15 protein-coding genes are annotated in these 18,947 nt (G+C 71.2%); 6 read left to right on the top strand and 9 right to left on the bottom strand.

What is annotated here, in order from left to right; all coding sequences use genetic code 11:
- Positions 1-76 precede the first annotated feature (76 nt).
- Positions 77-1,411 (top strand): extracellular solute-binding protein, encoded by a 1,335-nt coding sequence (locus CLV67_RS24735; RefSeq protein ID WP_106322341.1) that lies wholly within the window; start codon positions 77-79, stop codon positions 1,409-1,411.
- A 5-nt stretch (positions 1,412-1,416) separates the two neighbouring features.
- Here CLV67_RS24735 and CLV67_RS24740 read toward each other — a convergent pair whose 3' ends face one another.
- Genes CLV67_RS24740 through CLV67_RS24750 form a run of 3 tightly spaced genes read right to left on the bottom strand, consistent with a single transcriptional unit; the run spans position 1,417 to position 4,600 of the window.
- Complete coding sequence (locus CLV67_RS24740) at positions 1,417-2,448, bottom strand: alpha-hydroxy acid oxidase (RefSeq protein ID WP_106322343.1); 1,032 nt, start codon at positions 2,446-2,448, stop codon at positions 1,417-1,419.
- Positions 2,445-3,512, bottom strand: coding sequence for a 4-hydroxyphenylpyruvate dioxygenase (gene hppD, locus CLV67_RS24745; RefSeq protein WP_106322345.1), 1,068 nt, complete (start codon positions 3,510-3,512; stop codon positions 2,445-2,447). Before hppD ends, CLV67_RS24740 begins: the two co-directional genes overlap by 4 nt.
- Positions 3,512-4,600: an acyltransferase family protein gene (locus CLV67_RS24750; protein WP_170153975.1), complete on the bottom strand. Its 1,089-nt coding sequence runs from the start codon at positions 4,598-4,600 to the stop codon at positions 3,512-3,514. Before CLV67_RS24750 ends, hppD begins: the two co-directional genes overlap by 1 nt.
- A gap of 325 nt (positions 4,601-4,925) precedes the next feature.
- Here CLV67_RS24750 and CLV67_RS24755 point away from each other — a divergent pair, with 325 nt between their 5' ends.
- Complete coding sequence (locus CLV67_RS24755) at positions 4,926-6,083, top strand: cytochrome P450 (protein WP_106322679.1); 1,158 nt, start codon at positions 4,926-4,928, stop codon at positions 6,081-6,083.
- 21 nt (positions 6,084-6,104) lie between these two features.
- On the opposite strand, the gene CLV67_RS24760 is transcribed toward CLV67_RS24755, so the two are convergent.
- Together CLV67_RS24760 and CLV67_RS24765 are read right to left on the bottom strand one after the other, a co-directional pair.
- Positions 6,105-7,676 (bottom strand): MFS transporter, encoded by a 1,572-nt coding sequence (locus tag CLV67_RS24760; RefSeq protein ID WP_106322349.1) that lies wholly within the window; start codon positions 7,674-7,676, stop codon positions 6,105-6,107.
- A 102-nt stretch (positions 7,677-7,778) separates the two neighbouring features.
- A complete protein-coding gene (locus tag CLV67_RS24765) occupies positions 7,779-8,786 on the bottom strand; it encodes a sigma-70 family RNA polymerase sigma factor (protein WP_106322352.1) in 1,008 nt (335 codons plus the stop codon).
- Positions 8,787-8,912: 126 nt separating this feature from the next.
- On the opposite strand from CLV67_RS24765, the gene CLV67_RS24770 reads away from it, so the two are divergent.
- A complete protein-coding gene (locus tag CLV67_RS24770) occupies positions 8,913-10,181 on the top strand; it encodes a nucleotide disphospho-sugar-binding domain-containing protein (protein ID WP_106322354.1) in 1,269 nt (422 codons plus the stop codon).
- Positions 10,182-10,416: 235 nt separating this feature from the next.
- Here the strand turns inward: CLV67_RS24770 and CLV67_RS24775 are convergent, their stop codons facing one another.
- Positions 10,417-11,580 carry a class I SAM-dependent methyltransferase gene (locus CLV67_RS24775; protein WP_106322356.1) on the bottom strand — a complete coding sequence of 388 codons (1,164 nt, stop codon included), beginning with the start codon at positions 11,578-11,580 and terminating at the stop codon, positions 10,417-10,419.
- Positions 11,577-13,133: a 4-hydroxyphenylacetate 3-hydroxylase family protein gene (locus tag CLV67_RS24780; RefSeq protein WP_106322358.1), complete on the bottom strand. Its 1,557-nt coding sequence runs from the start codon at positions 13,131-13,133 to the stop codon at positions 11,577-11,579. Before CLV67_RS24780 ends, CLV67_RS24775 begins: the two co-directional genes overlap by 4 nt.
- Positions 13,134-13,344: 211 nt before the next feature.
- On the opposite strand from CLV67_RS24780, the gene CLV67_RS24785 reads away from it, so the two are divergent.
- Positions 13,345-14,346 carry a glucose-1-phosphate thymidylyltransferase gene (locus CLV67_RS24785; RefSeq protein ID WP_106322360.1) on the top strand — a complete coding sequence of 334 codons (1,002 nt, stop codon included), beginning with the start codon at positions 13,345-13,347 and terminating at the stop codon, positions 14,344-14,346.
- Positions 14,339-14,836: a DoxX family protein gene (locus tag CLV67_RS24790; protein WP_106322362.1), complete on the top strand. Its 498-nt coding sequence runs from the start codon at positions 14,339-14,341 to the stop codon at positions 14,834-14,836. Before CLV67_RS24785 ends, CLV67_RS24790 begins: the two co-directional genes overlap by 8 nt.
- A 46-nt stretch (positions 14,837-14,882) precedes the next feature.
- Here CLV67_RS24790 and CLV67_RS24795 read toward each other — a convergent pair whose 3' ends face one another.
- Entirely contained in the window at positions 14,883-16,436 is a 1,554-nt protein-coding gene (locus CLV67_RS24795) for a class I SAM-dependent methyltransferase (protein ID WP_203737108.1), read from the bottom strand.
- A 184-nt stretch (positions 16,437-16,620) separates the two neighbouring features.
- Here CLV67_RS24795 and CLV67_RS24800 point away from each other — a divergent pair, with 184 nt between their 5' ends.
- Entirely contained in the window at positions 16,621-17,832 is a 1,212-nt protein-coding gene (locus CLV67_RS24800; protein ID WP_203737106.1) for a cytochrome P450, read from the top strand.
- On the opposite strand, the gene CLV67_RS24805 is transcribed toward CLV67_RS24800, so the two are convergent.
- Positions 17,822-18,895 carry a carboxymuconolactone decarboxylase family protein gene (locus CLV67_RS24805; RefSeq protein ID WP_106322364.1) on the bottom strand — a complete coding sequence of 358 codons (1,074 nt, stop codon included), beginning with the start codon at positions 18,893-18,895 and terminating at the stop codon, positions 17,822-17,824. The genes CLV67_RS24800 and CLV67_RS24805 overlap by 11 nt on opposite strands.
- Positions 18,896-18,947: the final 52 nt, after the last annotated feature.

An 18,947-nucleotide genomic window follows, 5' to 3' on the forward strand; every position in this document is an offset into this window, starting at 1 on the left:
CCACTTCTGCCGTGCGGCGCCCGGGAGGGCACGGGGAGAGATGCCCGGACGCCGGTACGGCGACAGGCTCGGAGGTATGGACAGCGACACCAGAACGGTGAACGTGTGGCTGAACGACTACCCGTTCCCCGGCTTTCTCGATCCGGTACGGGAGGCCGCGCGCACCTTCAACGCGGCGCATCCCGGACACGAGGTGGTCATCCACGGCCACGACTTCCGCACCATGCCCTCGAAGGTCGCCCGCGCGGTCGAGCAGGGCGAGCCCCCCGACGTGGCGGAGTATCTGTACACCAGCACGCAGCTGGCCCTCGACACCCTCGGCGCGGACGGCGAGCGGCTGTTCACCCCGATCGGCCGCGCCCTCGGCGACCGCACCGAGGTCCTCGGCGAGCCGGTGCTCGTCGGCGACGTCGTGCCCGCGGCCCGCGACTACTTCAGGATCGGCGGGGAGCAGTGGGCCCTGCCGCCGACCGCGTCCACGGTGGTGCTCTACGCCGACACGGGCCTGCTGAAAGCGGCCGGGATCGAGGCACTCCCGCGGACCTGGCAGGAACTCGAGACCGCGTGCCGGGCCGTGACGGCACTGCCGGACGGCCCGGCGCAGGGCGTCGCCTGGCCGAACCACGTGTGGTTCCTCCTGCAGGCCGTCGCTCAGCAGGGCGGACTGATCGCCGACCGGGACAACGGCCGGTCCGGGCGCGCCGAGAAGATCGACCTCGCGTCGCCCGAGGTGCTCGCCTGGGTGACCTGGTGGGACCGGCTGCAGCGCGACGGCCTGTACCGGTACTCCGGCAAACGGTCGGACTGGAACAGCTGCTTCGAGGCGTTCGGCAGTGGCCAGGCGGCGTTCCTGCTCAGCTCCTCGGTGGACGCGGCGCGGCTGATAGCGCAGGGCCGCGAGAACGGCCGGACCGTACGGGTGGGGCGGATGCCGTACAACGACGAGGTGTCCTTCGCCGGCAACATGATCGGCGGCGACGGGCTGTGGCTGCGCAGCGGTCTCGGGCCGGCGACGAGCGACACGGCACTCGCGTTCATGCAGCACATGGTCAAGCCGGAGAAGGCCGCGCAGTGGCACCGGCAGAACAATCGGCTGCCGATCACCCGCTCGTCGGTCGCCCTGCTCGACGAGCAGGGCTGGTTCCGGGAGAACCCGGATCTGCGGGTGGCCACCGAGCAGCTCGACGAGGCCGACGGCTCTCCGGCGGCGCTCGGCCCGCTGCTCGGCGACTTCGCGGGCATCCAGAAGGAGATCACCCAGGCGATGCACGACGTCCTGGCCGAAGGAGCCGATCCGGTCGTACGGTTCGGCGACGCGACCGGGCGGGCGCAGGCGCTGCTGGACGCGTACAACGCCGGCTGCGAGGGCCCGCCGCGGCGTACCCCGGCGAACCTGAAGGTCGGCTGGTAGGCCGGTCACATCCGTGCGGTGGCCAGCTCCCGGGCGTCTCCGACGGTGCCGCATCCGGTCAGCGCCAGGACCTCGCACAGTTCGTCGCGCAGCGACCGCAGGACGTGGGCGGCACCGTCGGTGCCGCCCACGCTCAACGCCCAGACCAGGGGGCGGCCGATCAGCACGCCGTCGGCGCCGAGCGCGAGGGCGCGGACGACATCGAGGCCGCTGCGGACGCCGCTGTCGAGCAGCACCTGGGAGTGTTCACCGACCGCCTCCCGGACACCCGGCAGCGCGTCGACGGCCGGGACCGCGCCGTCGAGCTGGCGCCCGCCGTGGTTCGACACCACGACGGCATCGACGCCGGCCGCCACGGCCCGGGCGGCGTCCCGTGGATCCAGGACGCCCTTGAGCGCGATCGGCAGCGCGGTCCTCGATCGCAGCCAGTCCAGATCCGCCCAGCTGACGGCCGGGTCGAACAGTGTGTTGGTGTGTGCGACCACGGTGCTGCCCTCACGGGCCCGCCCGTCCGGCACGAGGTTCGCCGCCGTGACACCGTCCGGCAGGGTGAACCGGTTGCGGACGTCCCGGTCGCGGCGCGCCATCACCGGCATGTCCACGGTGACCATCAGCGCGGAGCAGCCGGCCCGCTCGGCCCGGCGCACCAGGTCCAGCATCAGGCCGCGGTCGCGCGGCCAGTACAGCTGGAACCAGTCCGGCCGGATCTCCTCGATCGTGTGGCTGCCGAGCATGGCCGCGGTGAACGGGATACCGGCACGCCGGGCCGCCGCGGCCACGGCCAGATCGCCGTCCGGGTGGTACATCCGCAGGTAGGCGACGGGTGCGACGGCGACCGGCATGGTCATGCCGGTGCCGAGCAACCGGGTGGCCGGGTCCGGCACGGACCCGGTGAGGACCCTCGGCACCAGCGCGACACGGTCGAACGCGGCCCGGTTCGCGGCCAGCGTCCGCTCGGCACCGGCGCCGCCGGCCGCGAAGTCCCACACCGCGCGGGGCAGGCGGGCCTTCGCGGCCTCGGCGAGCTCGTCGGTCACGGCAGTTCCGGGGCTCGTTCGCTCTCCAGCTCGACCGCCTCGTACAGCGCCTTGATGTTCCCGCTGCCGAACGTCCGCGCGCCCTGCCGCTCGATGATCTCGAAGAAGTACGTGCGCCGGGGGTGCGTCGACCGGGCGAAGATCTGGAACAACTGACCGCCGTGGTCGGCGTCGACCAGGATGTCGAGCCGCCGCAGATCCGGCACCGCGTGGTCGGGATGCTCGATCCGGCCGGGCAGGATCTCGTAGTACGACGCCGGCGTCGACAGGAATTCGACACCACGGTCCCGCAGCCGCTCGATCGAGGTGACGATGTCGTCCGAGGTGAACGCGATGTGCTGCACACCGGGCCCGCCGTGGTTCTTGAGGAAATCGTCTATCTGCCCGGACGCCCGGCTGCGGTCCGGCTCCAGGATGGTGAACGTGATCGTCCGGTCGGGACTCTGCACCACCATCGAGTTCATCGCCTGCCGGCCGACCGTGATGCGTTCCTCGAACGTCATGTCGAAGCCGAGTGCCCGCTGGTAGAAGCCGACGGTCGGCTGGAGCTGACCGGCCTCCACACAGACCGCGAAGTGGTCGATCCGGTGCAGCCCGGTGCCGTCGCCACCGGCCGCGGGGTCGGGCAGCGGACCGGGCTTCAGACCGTGCGGGCGCTGCACCAGCGTGTGGATGACGTCACCGAAACCGCCGATCGCGGCCGTGACCACACCGTGGGCCTCGGCCGGCCGGGCGATGACCCGGGCGCCGCCGCGTACCGCCTCGGCGAACGTGCGGTGGACGTCGTCGACCGCGATCGCGACGTCGCTCACCCCGTCACCGTGTGCCTCGACGAAGGCCCTGGCCGGGTGGTCGTCCTCCACCGCCTCGGTCAGGACCAGCCGGATCCCGTCGACTCCGACCAGCGCCGACCGGGCCCCGCCGACGTCCTCGTCGGGCTTTCCGGACGTCGGCGCGATGCCGAGCCCGTAGGCCGCCGACAGCGACGCGGCCGCGCCCTCCGCATCGCTGACGTAGAACTTGACGTGGTCGAGGGTGAGGTCCTCGAAGCCGTATTCGCGCATCACTTTCCTCCGGTCCTCGTTTTTCCGGCACTTTTCGAGAATCTGCGTTGCATCGGTTTCTCCACGAACTGGAAGAGAAGCCACGACGAAAGAATTCCGACGCCCAGTCCGGCGAGAATGAGCACGATCGCGGATGTGGCCGTGGTCGTTCCGTTCATCCGCGTCCAGATCTGCAGCGCAAACTGCAGGGCCAGCGTGTGCAGCAGGTAGAAGGCGAAGGAGATGTCACCGAGCCAGACCATCGTGCGGCGGCGCAGGAAGCTCGGCTGCCGTTCGATGTCGGCCGTCGCCCCGGCCGGGATGATCAGCGCGATCCCGACGATGACCACCGCGGTCAGGCCGTACAGCGTCGGCACGAACGGCGACGCGATGAGGCAGACGACCAGCGCCGCGGCGGCGACCGGCAGCGGCGTGCGCACCCAGCGCCGGGACAGCACGAGCCGCGCCAGCAGCACGCCGAGCAGGAACTCCAGCAGCTTGACCACCGGGAAGTACGCGACGAACCAGTACTCCCACGCCGACGGGTACCACGGGTAGGCCGGCTCGTCGGGCAGCAGCGTGGCGACCTGAGGCATGGCCAGGATCAGCAGCAGCACGCCACCGGTCGCGGCCCACAGGCGTGCTGCCGGGATCCGGTTCACCAGCGGCAGCAGCAGCGGGAACGACAGGTAGAAGAACGCCTCGGCGCTCAGCGACCAGCTCACGCCGGTGAAACCGAACGCCACCATCGGGTCGATACTGAACGCGTGGACCAGCAGCAACTGGGCCTCGGGCGCGCTGAGCCGCTCGGCGGCGTAGGGAGCGCCCTCCCAGAGGATGAACGCCGTGGCGATCAGCATGGTGACCACGTGGTTCGGATAGATCTTGAAGAACCGGCGGCGCCAGAAGCGCGGCGCGGTGTCGTCCGGGCGGGCCACCGCGGTCCAGGTCAGCACGAAGCCGCTGAGCACGAAGAAGAACGACACCCCGATGGCGCCGAAGGCGCTGAACGCCACCCGGATCGTGTCGGTGGTCCCGCCCTCGGGCAGCAGGCCCGGTTGCTCGGCGAAGTGCTGCGCGGCGACCAGGAACGCGGCCACGGCACGCATGCCGGTCAGGGAAGGCAGGCGTGAGCGCGCCAGCGTAGCCGGGTCTCTCGTGTCCGGGTGAGTCCGGCCGGTGTCGGATGGAATGCGCATCGGCGCCTCCGGGGAATGCGGGATAATCTATTCCGCTGCCCGACGTTACCTGTGGAACGCGGCTGGATTCGTCTTCTGAATTGCGCGGATCGAGGCCTGCTCAATTCGCGCCGAAACGTTTAGCGTGGCCGTCGAGCGGGGTGGTCATATCCGCCCCACCGGCGAAGGAGGGACCTTGGTCACCAACGGGGCATGTCCTTACTCCTATCCGTTCAGCACGGCACAGGGTCTGGAGATGGATCCGGCATACGCCCGGATGCGCGCCGAGCAGCCGCTGCTGCGGATCAAGATGGCGTACGGCCAGGAGGGCTGGCTGGCGCTGCGGCACGACGACGTGCGCACGGTGCTGAGCGACCCGCGTTTCAGCCGGGCGGCGACCCTGGAGGCGGACCTGCCCCGGGCCGAGCCGGACCTGCCGAACACACCGGAGATGGCCGCCAACATCACCAACCTGGACCAGCCGGAGCACGGCCGGCTCCGCGGCCTGATCGCGTCGGCGTTCACCGCCCGGCGCATCGAGCGTCTCCGGCCGTTCGTCGACGAGACCGCGCAGCGGCTGGTGACCGAGATGCTCGTCGCGGGCAGTCCCGCCGACCTGGTCAAGGCCGTGTGCGAGCCGTTGCCGGTCGCCGTGATCTGCGAGCTGATGGGCGTACCGCCGGCGGGCCGGTCGATCTTCCGCGCCGGGATCGAGGCGGTCGTGTCCAACGCGACCGTGGCCGCCGAGGCCCGGGTGGCCGCCGTCCAGGCGATCATCACCTACATGGCCGAACTCATCGACGAGCGCCGCCGGGATCCGGGCGGCCCCCGCGACGACCTGCTCGGTGCGCTCGTCGCGGCCCGTGACGCCGACGGCTCCCGGCTCTCCGAGGCGGAGCTGAACATGCTCGGCGTCACCCTGCTGGTCGCCGGGCACGAGACCACCCTCAACATGATCGGCAACATGGTGGTCACGCTGCTCACCGACCGCTCCCGGTGGGACTATCTGCTGGCCGATCCGGACCGGATCCCGGCGGCCGTGGAGGAGATGCTGCGCGTCATCCCCAGCGGGCCCTACTCCGGGCTGGCGCGGGTGGCGCTGGAGGACGTCGAGCTGACCGGCGGCACGGTCCGGGCCGGTGAGGCGGTGCTGGTGTCGGCCGAGGCCGCGAACCGGGATCCCGAGGTCTACGACGACCCGGAGACGCTGCGGCTCGACCGGGAACCTGCGAACATCCTGTCGTTCGGGTACGGCTCACACCGCTGCGTCGGCGCGGTGCTCGCCCGGATGCAGATGCAGATCGCGCTGCGCGCCCTGATCACCCGGGTGCCGAAGCTCGATCTCGCGGGTGAGGTCGAGTGGCGTACCTCCACGTTGATCCGCGGGCCGGAGGCCGTGCTGGTCACCTGGTGACCAGCACGCCCACGCCGTTCGTCATCGGCTGTCAGCCCGTTCCAGGGCGGGCTCGTCCCCCTGCTCCGCCGTGCTCGCGTCCTCGCTGCCGATCGGGCCCGAGTCGCGAAGGCCGTACAGCGACACGACGATGAGCACGGCGACGAGCACCGCCCCGGCGACAGCCACCCCGTTCATCCCGGAGGTGAACGCCTCACGGGCACTGGCCAGCATGGATTCCGCGGTGGACGGTGGCACCGAGCCCGCGGCCACGGTCGCCTCGGCGAGGCTGTGCCGGGCGGCCTCGGCGGCTGCCGGCGGCACGTCGGCCGGCACCTCGATGAGCCGCGTGTACAGCGTGGCCCCGATCGTGCCGAACGCCGCCAGCCCGAAGGCCACCCCGAACTCGCCGCCGGTCTCCGACACCGCCGAGGCCGATCCGGCCTCCTCCTCGCGCACCGACCCCATCACCAGCGAGATGCACAGCGAGGTGAACGGGCCCGCGCCGAACGTCACGAGCACCACCCCGCCGAGCGCCACGAACAGGTCGCTGGTCGCGGTCGCCTGCGTCAGGACGATGAACCCGGCACCCGAGACCACCAGACCGCCCGCGATCACCACGCCGGGCCGCAGCCGCTGCGCGATCTTCGGGGCGATCAGGCCGCTCACGGCCACCGCCACCGAGGACGGGACCATCGCCAGCCCGGCCGCGGCCGGACTGAGACCGACGACGAGCTGCAGGTACTGGCTGAAGAACAGCATGATGCCGGCCATCGAGGCCGAGCCCAGCAGCATGATGCCGAGCGCGGACCGGAACGTACGCCCACCGAAGAGCCGCAGATCCAGCAGCGGAGTCTCCAGGCGCAGCTGCCGCCGGATGAACATTGTCCCGGCCACCAGGCCGAGGGCCACGGCCGCCACCGGCAGCGGCTCCACACCGAGCGGCAGCTGCTTGAGCCCGAAGATCAGCGGCAGGACGGTCGCCAGCGAGAGGACCACGCTGACCAGGTCGAGACGGCCCGGCTCCTGTTCGCGGTACTCCGGCAGCAGCCACGGTCCGACCGCGATGAGCGCCAGCATCACCGGGACACCGAGCAGGAACACCGAACCCCACCAGAACTGCTGGAGCATCAGGCCGCCGACGATCGGGCCGACCGCTCCGCCGCCCATGAGGCACGTGATGAACACCGCCACCGCGGTGGCCTGCTGTTTCGGATCCTTGAAGATCGCGGTGAGCAGCGCCAGCGCCGACGGTGCCAGGGTGGCGCCCGCGATGCCGAGCAGGGCCCGGGCCGCGATGAGGGTCGCCGCCGTGGGCGCGAAGGCGGCGATGACCGACGCGCCGGCGAACGCGCCCGCACCGATCAGCAGCAGCCTGCGCCGGCCGATCCGGTCGCCGAGCTTGCCCATGGTCACCAGGAAGCCGGCCAGGACGAAACCGTAGATGTCGAGCACCCACAGCTGTTCGATGCTGCTCACACCGAGATCGGCCGACAGCGCTGGCAGAGCCAGGTACAGCACGCCCATGTCGATCGCCACCACGAGGGTGGGCACGGCGAGGGCGACGAGGCTGATCCAGTCTCGCGGCCCGGCTCGTGTGGGGACGTCAGTCATCTCACTCCCTAGTCGTCCGTACGATGACCCGGCTTTCTCACCGGTCCTTGTACGTACTGACGACGCGGAGCGGGGAACTCATCGGTCCCGCGGCGGTTGTTTTCAGCCGAGCGTCGCGGGCAGCCCGAACGCCGGGAACAACTGCGGGCTGAGGAACGACGTCAGCTCCACGATCCGGCCGTGCTCGACGCGGAGAACGTTGATCGCCCACGGCTGGAACGCCGCGTCGCCGGGCGCCCTGAGGTACAGCGCGGCCGCGGGACAGCCGTTGGCGCGGGTCGCGACCAGCCGGAATTCGCCCACGTAGTCGTCCGCGCCCGTGTCGAACGACCCGGCCACCGCCTCGACGATGGCGTCGCGTCCCTCGTACCACATCGGGTAGGGAGGCATGCAGCCCACGGCGTCCTCGCTGATGAGGTCCGTGATCGCGGCGATGTCGGCGTTCTCGACGGCCACCATGAAACGATCGAGGACCTGCTGCTCGGGTACGGCCAGATCGCGCGACGGGGACCACTCGTGCCGGGAGCGCGGCGGCAGATGTGTGCGCATGGTGCTGCGGGCACGCTGCAGGACGCTGTTGACCGACGCCGTGGTGACCTCGAGCATGTCCGCCGCCTCCTGCGCCGAGCATCCGACGACGTCACGCAGCACCAGGACGGCACGCTGACGCGGCGGCAGATGCTGCAGGGCGACCAGGAACGCCAGCTCGATGGTCTCCCTCGCGACGGCCCGGGCCTCGGGCTGCTCCTCGTGCGGTGTGGTGGGGTCGAGCCGGGCGTCGGGGAACGGCTGCAGCCAGGCGGAGTCGGCCGGGCGCGCGGAGGTCTCGGCCGTGGGCAGCAGCATCGGGCGCCGGCCCTTCGCCGAGGCGTCCAGGCAGGCGTTGGTGGCGATGCGGTACAACCAGGTCCGCAGAGCAGCGCGGCCCTCGAAGGCGTCCCGGCCCCGCCACGCGCGCAGGAACGTCTCCTGCACCATGTCCTCGGCCTCCTCGAAGGAGCCCAGCATGCGGTAGCAGTGCACGAGCAACTCGTGGCGATGCCGGTCGACCAGGCCGGTGAACGTCGCCGCGTCCGGATCGGCGGCCGGTTGCGAGGTCCGCTGGAGCATGCGTCCGAGCCTACCCAGGTACGAGATCGACAACTCAGCACCGGGAGAGATGTCCGGCGGCACGGACCGTCGTTAGTGTCGCCGACAGACCACCGGACGTCCCGAACCGCACCGGGAGGAACCGCCATGCGCGTCCTGTTTCTCACCGCCTCCGCCAAGACCCACCTGTACGGGATGGTGCCGCTGGCCTGGGCGTTGCGCGCGGCCGGACACGACGTCCGGGTCGCCGCCGCGACCGATCCGAGCGCGCTGACCGCCGACGACGCCGCCCGCACCGGACTGCCGTTCGTGGCGGTCGGTCAACCCGTCGACCTGGGTGCGATGGCCCGTGCCGGAGCCGCCGCGGGCGGTCCGCGGCCGTCGTCCGAGGTGGGCGCCAACGCCACCCAGACCGACTATGTGGACCGGTACCTCAACGGCGACCCCACCGGCGAGCTGGAGCTGTCGGCGACCGCCTTCCGGTTCTTCTGCCCGCCCGAGGCGACCGACGACCTGAGCGACCTGGCCGTCGAGTGGGGCGCCGACCTCATCGTCTGGGACTACATGATGATGTTCGGCGGACCGGCCGCGGCCCGGCGCAGCGGCGCGGCCCACGCGAGGTTCGTGTACGGCGTGGACGCCCCCGTGCAGTTGCGGGTGGCGTGGAAGGGCGACGGCCCCGACCCTCTGGAGGCGGCGCTGACCGCGGCGTCCGGGCACACCTTCAGCGAGGAGATGGTGCTCGGCCAGTGGGCGATCAACAACATGCCGCCGTGGACGTGGCGTCCGGACGGGGCCGAGTACGTCGACGTGCGCCCGCTGCCGTTCAACGGCCCCGCGGTGGTGCCGGACTGGCTGCGCCACGCCCCGGACCGTCCGCGCGTCTGCCTCACGCTGGGCCTGTCCACGCGGGACGTCGCGTCGGTCGGCATCTCGTTCGACGACCTGTTCGACGCCGTGTCCGGCCTGGACATGGAGGTCGTGGCGACGGTCGCCGGTGACACGGCGGACCGGCCGGCGGTGCCGGACAACGTGCGGCTCGTCGAGTTCGTACCGATGAACGCCCTGCTGCCGACGTGCGCGGCCGTCCTGCACCACGGCGGCTCGCAGACGGTGGCGGCGGCACTGGAGTACGGCGTGCCGCAGCTGGTGCTGCCGAGCAACTTCGGGAACCAGCGCTGGTGGGGGCCGGTCGCGCAGGCCGAGGCCCTGGACAAGCGCGGTGCCGGGATCCACCTCGGCGACGCCGACCACCTGACGCCCGAGGGCCTGCGGAGCCACCTGGTCCGGATCGTCGGCGATCCGTCGTTCCGGGCCGGCGCCGCCGTGCTGCGTGACGAACTGGCCGTGATGCCGACACCGGCCGACGCCGTCCCGATGCTCGAACTGCTCACCGAGCGGCAACGCGGCGGCTGACCCCGCCGCTGAACGAGGCCGGCGGGATCCCGGTGAGTCGGCACGCCCGGCCCGCCGGCCGTAGCGCCCGGGCCCAGGTGGCCGACGATCGGCCAGCCCTGGTCCGCGAACTCTTCCCCGGCTCGTTGATCGGCTGGCCCTGGCTGGCGAACCCTTCCCCGCCCGGGAAGCGCGCCAGCCGTATCCGAGGTGCCGGATACGGCTGGAGGGCGGGGACCCTGACTGCGAAAACTCTCTAACCGTTGCCGCCGGACTCCTCCGGGAACCAGGACGGCGGCATGGTCCGGACGATCTCCGGGGCGCCGGTCTCCCGGTTCGGGCCTTTCACCACGAACGCGATGTTGTGGTAGAAGTGCAGCGCCCGGACGTTGCGGTCGAACCAGCCGGGCTCGCCGTCGAACTCGCGGTGGTTGAGTCCGTCGATCAGCGTCTTCAGGAACCCGATGCCGGTGGTCGCGTCCGCGGTGCCCGGCGGCTGTCCGCCCCAGCCCGGCCAGTACGACGGCTCGAGATCCTCGATGACGTAGATCCCGCCGTCGCGCAGGTGCGGGAACAGCGCCCGGAACGACGTGAGCACGTGCTCCGGCAGGTGACTGCCGTCGTCGATCACGATGTCCAGCGGCCCGACGCGCTCGCCGAGCGACCGCATGAACTCCGGATCACCCTGATCACCGCGTACGGTGTGCACGCGCGGGATGTCGAGCCGCTTCTCGTAGATGTCGAGCCCGTAGACCGTGCCCCGCCGGAAGTACCGCTGCCACATCCGCAGCGAGCCGCCGCCCGACTCCGGGTCGGCGTAGCCGCCGATGCCGATCTCCAGGACCCGCGCCCGCCGGTCGGCGAACGGCCGGAAGTGCTGCTCGTAATGCGTGGTGTACCAGTGCACGAGCCCCCACTTGTCGGTGTCGTGCAGCCCGGCCAGGCTCTCCAGGCTCGGCGGCCGGCCGGTCAGGGCGGCCAGCAGCGCATGGTTGGCCCGCATCGAGCTGCGCATGCTCCGCTGCTCCTGCGGCGGCCTCTCCGGGGTGGGCTTGTTCAGCCCGACGTGCTCCCAGTCGGCTGCGGCGGCCGTCGGCGGGTCGCCGAACAGCAGGTCGGCAAGACCTCCGAGGGTGAGCTCGAACCGGGCCCACGGCGACTCCGGCTCCTGACGGATGACCTCGACCGCCTCGTCGGTGAATCGGACGTGGTAGTCGAGACCCTGGTCCGGGGTCGTGAGCGCGAGATGCAGGTCGACCGGGGTGTCGATGTGCGGCGGATCGCAGCGGGAGATCAGCTCGTCGACCAGGGCGTCGCCGCAGGACTCGGCGCCGAAGCGTTTCACGGCGTGCGGGAGCGGCGCCGGTCCGGGCGCGATGATCTCGGCGAGGATCTCGGTCGATGCGGGGGTGTTACTCATCGGAATCCTTCCGTGGTGGACTTGCGCAGCGCGTCGAACGACGACAGGTCCGGCACCGTCCACCCGTCGAGGTCGTACTCGTCCAGGCAGCGCTCGACGAACTCCTTGTAGTCGTCCATCCGGCCGCCGGCCAGCTGCGCCGAGTACAGCTCGACGCGGATGTTCTCGTGGCTGCCGGCGTAGTTGCGTTCGTAGAGCTCGTGCCGCCCGCCGAACTCGGTGCCGACCGCGTCCCACAGCAGCTTCATCACTTTGACCCGCTCCACCGCGTCGGCGCCGTGCGAGCCGCGCAGGTAGCGGTCGAGGTACGGGCGGATGTCGGCGTTGTGGAAGTCGGCGGCACCGGAGTTGACGTAGATCAGGCCGCTCGCGACGTCTTGGAGGATGATCTCCCGGATCCGCGGGTAGCCGATCTGCATGAACCAGCGGTACGCCATGCCGTACTCGGGGTTCGGCAGGACGGCGCCGTTGTGCCAGGGGATCGGGTTGCGGGCCGACGCGTCCGACAGCGCCCAGAACAGGTTGCGCCACGCCAGCACCTCACCGAGCCGGCTCTGCACCCCGCGGTACTCGCTCGTGCCCGTGATCTCCAGCGCCTTGGCCAGCAGCCCGGCCAGGAACTCCAGCTTCACCGCGAGCCGGGTGCAGCCGTGGAACACGAAACGCTCGAAGAACCCGGAGTTCGCGCTGAACGCGTGCACCTTGCGGATGTCGCCGTAGACGAAGACGTTCTCCCAGGGGATGAGCACCTTGTCCAGCACGAGGATCGTGTCGTTCTCGTCGAGCCGCGACGACAGCGGGTAGTCGAACGGGCTGCCCATCGCCGCGGCCGTGGCCGTGTACGACGGACGGCAGATCAGCTTCATCCCCGGCGCGTCCATCGGCACCGTCGCCACCAGGGCGAACTTCTTGTCCTTGATGGGCAGGCCGTAGTGGGCGATGAAGTTGTAGTGGGTCAGCGCCGACCCGGTCGCGACCACCTTCGCGCCGCTGACCACCAGTCCCGCGTCGGTCTCGCGTTCCACGTGGACGAACACGTCGGCGATGTCCTCGGCGGGCAGGTCCCGGTCGACCGGTGGATGGACGATCGCGTGGTTCCAGTACAGGACCTTCTCCTGGGAGAGGGCGTACCACCGGCGGGCGTTGTCGGCGAACGGCTCGTAGAAGTCCGCGTTCGCGCCGAGCGTGCCCAGGAACGACGCCTTGTAGTCGGGGCTGCGTCCCATCCAGCCGTAGGAGAGCCGGGCCCACGCCGCGATGGCGCGCTGGTCGGCGATCAGGTCGTCACTGCTGTGCGGGGTGGTGAAGAACCGATGGGTGTACCCGTCGCCGCCGCTGTCGGTCGGCGCCGTCAGCACGTCACGCTGCGCCGGATCGTGCAGCGCGTCGTACAGCCGGGCGGTCATCCGGATGGGGTTGTGGAACGCCGGATGCGTGGTCACGTCGGCCACCCGGTCGCCGTACAGGTAGATCTCCCGGCCGTCCCGCAGAGATTCGATGTACTCCGCCCCGGTGAAGGGGCGTGTCGTGTGGCGTTCTTGATTCTGCTGCACCTCGGCTCCTTAACGGATTCGCCAATTCAAAACAGTTTTCCCACCTTGAACGGCCGGTTCGCCTCTCAGAATGCGGTTCTGCGGGCACGGCAGGAGATGCCGGGAGATCAGCGCGCGGGAAAGACTGTTCCGGAGGACTTTCCGCAGGCGGCGTCACTCGGCCGCCGTATCAGAGAAGCGGTATTCCCGTGGCGAACACGAAAGCGACCCGATGAAGGCGCTGGTGCTGGCCGGTGGGTCCGGCACGCGGCTGCGCCCGCTGACCTATGTCATGCCGAAACAACTCGTTCCGGTGGCCGGCGAGCCACTGCTGTTCCACACCATGCGCAACCTCCACCAGATCGGCGTACGCGACGTCGCTGTCGTGGTCGGCGACTGGCACGCCGAGATCGCCGACGCCCTCGGTGACGGCCGGCGATTCGGTCTGCGCATCACCTACCTGCGTCAGGACCGGCCGCGCGGCCTCGCACACTGCGTGCTGCTCGCCCGGCCGTTCCTCGGCGCCGACGACTTCGTCATGTGCCTCGGCGACAACTTCCTGCCCGACGGCATCGGCGACCTCGCCGCCGACTTCGCGCAGCGCCGGCCCGCCGCCCAGATCGCGGTACGCGCGGTCGACGATCCCCGGGCGTTCGGGGTGGCCGAGACCGACGGATCCGGCGTGGTCCGGCGGCTCGTCGAGAAACCGGCGGAGCCGGCCGGCAATCTCGCGGTGCTCGGCGTCTACTTCTTCACCGAGGCGATCCACGAGGCGGTCGAGCGGATCCGGCCCGGAGCCCGCGGCGAGCTGGAGATCACCGACGCGGTGCAGCTGCTCGTCACGGCCGGAGCCACGGTCCGGGCGAGCGAGTACGCCGGGTACTGGGCCGATGTGGGCCGCATCGAGGACGTCCTGCGCTGCAACCGCCACGCGCTCGACCAGGTCAAACCCGAGCTGCTGGGCGAGGTCGACGACGCCAGCGAGACCGTCGGCGCCGTGGCGCTGGCTCCCGGCGCCCGGCTCGTGCGCTCCCGGGTCGAGGGCCCGGCGATCATCGGCCCCGGCGCCGCCATCGTCGACAGCAAGGTCGGACCGAACGTTGTCATCGGCAGCGAGTGCACGATCCAGGCCACCCGGCTCGGCGACTGCGTCGTGCTCGACGGCGGCCGGATGACCGGCCTCATCAGCGACCCGCAGCCGCTGCCACCGGAAGGAGAGCGGAGAGATGACTGACACGCGGGTGCACGACGTGCTCCTGCTGGGTGCACGACTGGTGCTCGGCGGATACCTGGCGGCACACGGCGCCCAGAAACTCTTCGGGTCGTTCGACGGCCCCGGCCTGGAAGCGTGCGGCAAGGGCTTCGAGCAGCTGGGTCTCACACCGGGCAGGCCGATGGCGGTGCTTGCCGGCGTCAGCGAACTCGGCGGCGGGGTGCTGATCGCCGCTGGAGCGGCCCATCCGGCCGGGCCACTGGCGGTCGCCGGCACCATGGCGGTGGCGTCGGCGACCCACCGGGGCCGGGGGCCGTTCAACGCCGGTGGCGGCTACGAACTGCCGCTGACCAACCTGGTGGCGGCGGCAGCGCTCGGAGTGGCCGGGCCCGGCCGGTTCCGTCTCGGCGGCACGATCCCCGCCCTGCTCACGGCGGCCGGCGCGCTGGCCGGTGGCGCACTGGCGGGGGTGTCGATCGTCAGGATCCGAGCCGCACAACGGCAAGCCTGAGAAGGGGGCCGGCGGGACATCCCGCCGGCCCCCTTCTTCTCGCTTTTCAGCTCGCGCGTTCCGCGGTCAGCAGCAGCATGGACCCCGGCTCGTCGGCCTCCCGCACGGTCAGCCCGGCCTCGCCGAGCCAGCCGGTGATCCGCTCCCGGTCGTACAGGTCCAGCCCATTGGGGTGCCCGGGCCACGAGCTCGTCGTCTGGAAGTGCCGGTACAGCGGATCCGCCGACAGCTGGTAGGTCATCAGCGTCAGGATGCCGCCCGGACGCAGGCAGCGACCCACCTCCAGCAGCGCGGCTCGCGCGTCGGGCATCGCCTGCAGCGCGTTCCAGCAGTTCACCGCACCCAGGCTCTGATCGGCGAACGGCAGGTTGAGCGCGCTCGCCTGCAGACACGCCAGCTCCGGGGACCGTCGCCGCAGCCAGGACAGCATGATCGGGTTCGGGTCGAGGGCCAGCAGGCGCTCGGACCCGACGACCTTCTCGATCACCGTCGTCCACCGGCCCGCGCCCGCCCCGAGGTCCAGCACCGGGCCGGTTGCCGTGGCCATCCGGTCGGCGATGTACGCGTCCTCGTCCGCCGGCGTGACCACACCGCCCCAGTTGGCGCCGACCAGCCGCAGGAAGCCCGGCCGTGCCACTGTCTCGTAGTAGTGGCCCACCGTCTTCATCGTTGCCGCGGTCGCCATGGCGTGGTCGGCGCCACCGAACATCGAGCTGCCCGCGGGAAGCAGGTCTAGCATGCCGGCCCGGATCGGGTGCACGATCCCGCACTTGAGGCACCGCACGTCGATGTCGTCGAACAGCAGCTCACCGCCGCAGTCGGCGCACCGCAGGATGCCCGCGTGCCGGTCGAACAGCTCGACCCGGCTGTCGGTGGCCTCCGGCAGGTCTCGCGCGTCCTGCAGGGTGCTGGCGTCCCGGATGATGTTCGGGCGGCCGTTGCGCAGCGCCCAGTGTGCCTGGCCGCCGAGGTAGACCTGGATCATCACGGTGTCGTCGTCCCAGCGGCCGGCGAGCTGCTGCTCGGTCAGCCGGGTGATCCAGCCGCGGTCGAACTCGCGCTCCTCGCCGGACATCAGGGACCACTCCGCCGGCGACGGCCACGTCCGGCCGAGCGAGACCGCCGCCGGGTCCGAGGTGTCGAGGGTCTCCAGCGCCCGGTCCAGACGGGACAGGTCCTCGGCCGGAAGTCCCAGCTTCGAGGCGACCGGCAGGATGCGGTCGCGGTCGTCCGGGAAGTACGACAGCAGGTACAGCAACGCGAGTGTCTGCGGCTCGCCGGCGGTGCCGCCGGCCAGCAGTTCCAGGTAGTGGCCGAGCCCGGCGCGGACCGCGGCGTGCACCGGTCCGCCGGGCGGCTGCTCGGTACCGGCGAGCACCCCGAGCAGCACCAGCAGGCGGCCGCGCACTTCCGGGTCGGCGGTCCGTTCCAGGGCCGCCACCAGCTCGGGCACGGCGTCGGCGGCGTCCCGGGCAGGGGTGCCTCCGGTCCACAGCGCGCCGGTCAGCCGGCGGTAGGCGGGTTCCAGGTCGTCGCACTCGGCGCCGAGGAGGGAGTCGAGCAGCTCGGCCACTTTCGAGTCGGTGATGGGTCGGGTCACTTTCACTCCTTCTCGCGAAGCCGGTGGCGTGCCGATCAATCGTCGCCGCGAGGTGGGGGTGAATTCATCTTCGGCAGTGCGGAAATAGGCCGTACTAAATGAATTTCTTGTGCCGTGCGCAATTTCTCGGACCTCGTCCCGAGCTGGTTATCGTGGGGCGACCAACGCGCGGAAGGTTTCTGACGTGACCCAGGTTTCCGACACCGAGGTTTTCGACTTCGCCGCCGAGCGCGGCAAGTGCCCCTACGATCCGCCGCCGGTCTTCCAGCGGCGGATGGCCGAGCGGCCGGTGAGCCGGATCCGGCTGTGGAACGATCAGCCCGTCTGGATGGTGATGCGGCACGCCGACGTGCGCGCCGTCCTGACCGACGAGCGGTTCAGCGCGAACAACCTGGCCCCCGGCTTCCCCCTGATCACACCGTCGGGGGAGGCGCTGACCCAGGACAACCCCACGTTCGTCCGGCTCGATCCGCCGGAGCACGGACGGTTGCGCGGCATGGTCAACCCGGACTTCACGATGAAGCGGGCCATCGCGCTGCGGCCGCAGATCCAGCAGATCGTCGACGGGCTCGTGGACCAGATGGTCGCGAAGGGGCCGCCGGCCGAGCTGGTCGAGGACTTCGCCCTGCCGATCCCCACCCAGGTGATCTGCCTGATCCTCGGCGTGCCCTACTCCGACCACGACTACTTCCAGAGCTGCACCCGGGTGATGACCGACGTGAAGGCCACCGAGGAGGAGGTCGGCGACGCCAGTCAGGCGCTCACCGACTACCTGACCGGCCTCATCGCGCGCAAGGCTGAGGAGCCCGGCGACGACCTGCTCAGCAAGCTGGTCGTGGAGCGGGAGCAGCGCGGTGAGCTGAGCCGCGACGACGTGGTGGCGATGGCCCGGCTGCTTCTGGACGCCGGCCACGAGACCACCGCGATGATGATCTCGTACGGCATGCTGCTCCTGCTGCGGCATCCCGGTCAGCTCGCCGCGCTGCGCGCCGACGAGAAGCTCGTGCCCGGCGCCGTGGAGGAGCTGCTGCGCTACCTCACCGTCATCCACACCGGAGTGCCCCGCCTCGCCACGGCCGACGTCGAGATCGGCGGCGAGACCATCCGCGCGGGTGAGGGCGTCCTCTGCTTCCTGCCGACCGCCAACCGCGACCCCGGCCGGTTCTCCGACCCCGACACGTTCGACATCCACCGCACCGACCGCGGTCACATGGCGTTCGGGTTCGGCGTGCACCAGTGCATCGGTCAGGGCCTGGCCCGCGTCGAGCTGCAGATCGCGCTCGCGACCCTGGTCCGGCGGCTGCCCGAACTGGCACTGGCCGTGCCGTTCGAGGAGCTCCGGTTCCGGCACACGATGTTCGTCGAGGGCGTGTACGAACTGCCCGTCACCTGGTGATCGGCTCCGGGCGCAGCCTCGCCCCGATCGTCCGCGCGGCGGCGAGGCTCGCCCAGGCCGTCAGCCCGATCAGTGCCGCATCGTCGTAACCCCGGTCCCGTACCTCCCCGATCATCTGGTCGGTGACCCGGTAGGACGCGAAAGCGGTCAGTGACGCCAGCCGCCCGGCTGCCCGATGCTCCTGGGGGAGGCGGCCGACGGCGGCGTCGAGCCACCCGCGGTCGTGCGGCTCCAGAGCGACCGCGGGCCGCTCGGCCAGCAGGGTCTCCACCGTCTGGAGGACCGGTTCGGGCACGCATGAGCCGCCGGCCGCGTCCACGGCCGCGCCGGCACGGGCGAACGCGGTGGCGATGTGATCGCGGCCGGCGGCCCAGGACAGGTCGGCGGCCGTCGTCGCGGCCGGCAGCAGGTCGAGGGAACGTCCGGGCAGGCGGCGCGGCCGGGCCCAGGCACCGAGGACGCGGCCGGTGAGGCGCCGGACCGGGCCGTCGGCGCGGGCCGGCATCCGCGGCATGGGGGAGTCGCGCAGGAAGACGTTCACCATCCGGTTGATGTGGTGGAACGTGACCACGACGCCGATGATCTCGGCCTCCTCGTCCGCCGTGAACGGTGCCGGCGGCCGCTCCGGCGGCTGCGCGGCGGTGGCCTGCGCCCAGCGGGCCAGGTCACGCAGCCGCGGATCGGTGACGCCGTCCAGGCCGTGGGTGCGCATCAGCGGCGCGGCCCACGTCCCCGCCAGGCCGTCGACGGCGGTGCTGTGCACCTCCACGCAGTACGGGCACCGGTTGGCCAGCGACACCGCCGTCGCCACGATCTCCTTGGTCCGGCGGCCGACCGCGGCCTCCACGAGCAGCGTCTCGCGGAGCATGGTCCAGCAGGCGGCCAGAACGTCCGGCGCCGGCGAGTGCAGCACGACCGGTGGCGCCAGGATGCCGAACTCGTCGGCGAGATCGCGGTAGACGCGAGCGACCGTGCCCCGCGCCGCGGCCGGCGGAACGGGCTTGACGTGCCGGACGTGTGCCGACGTCACGGGATGGGTGAGCCGGCTCACCAGCCTTCCCATGGTGCCCCCTCGACGACGGCGGCCCGCTCCCGTGGGAGCGCCTACGCGAGAA

Source organism: Actinoplanes italicus, from assembly GCF_003001815.1.
Classification (GTDB): domain Bacteria; phylum Actinomycetota; class Actinomycetes; order Mycobacteriales; family Micromonosporaceae; genus Actinoplanes; species Actinoplanes italicus.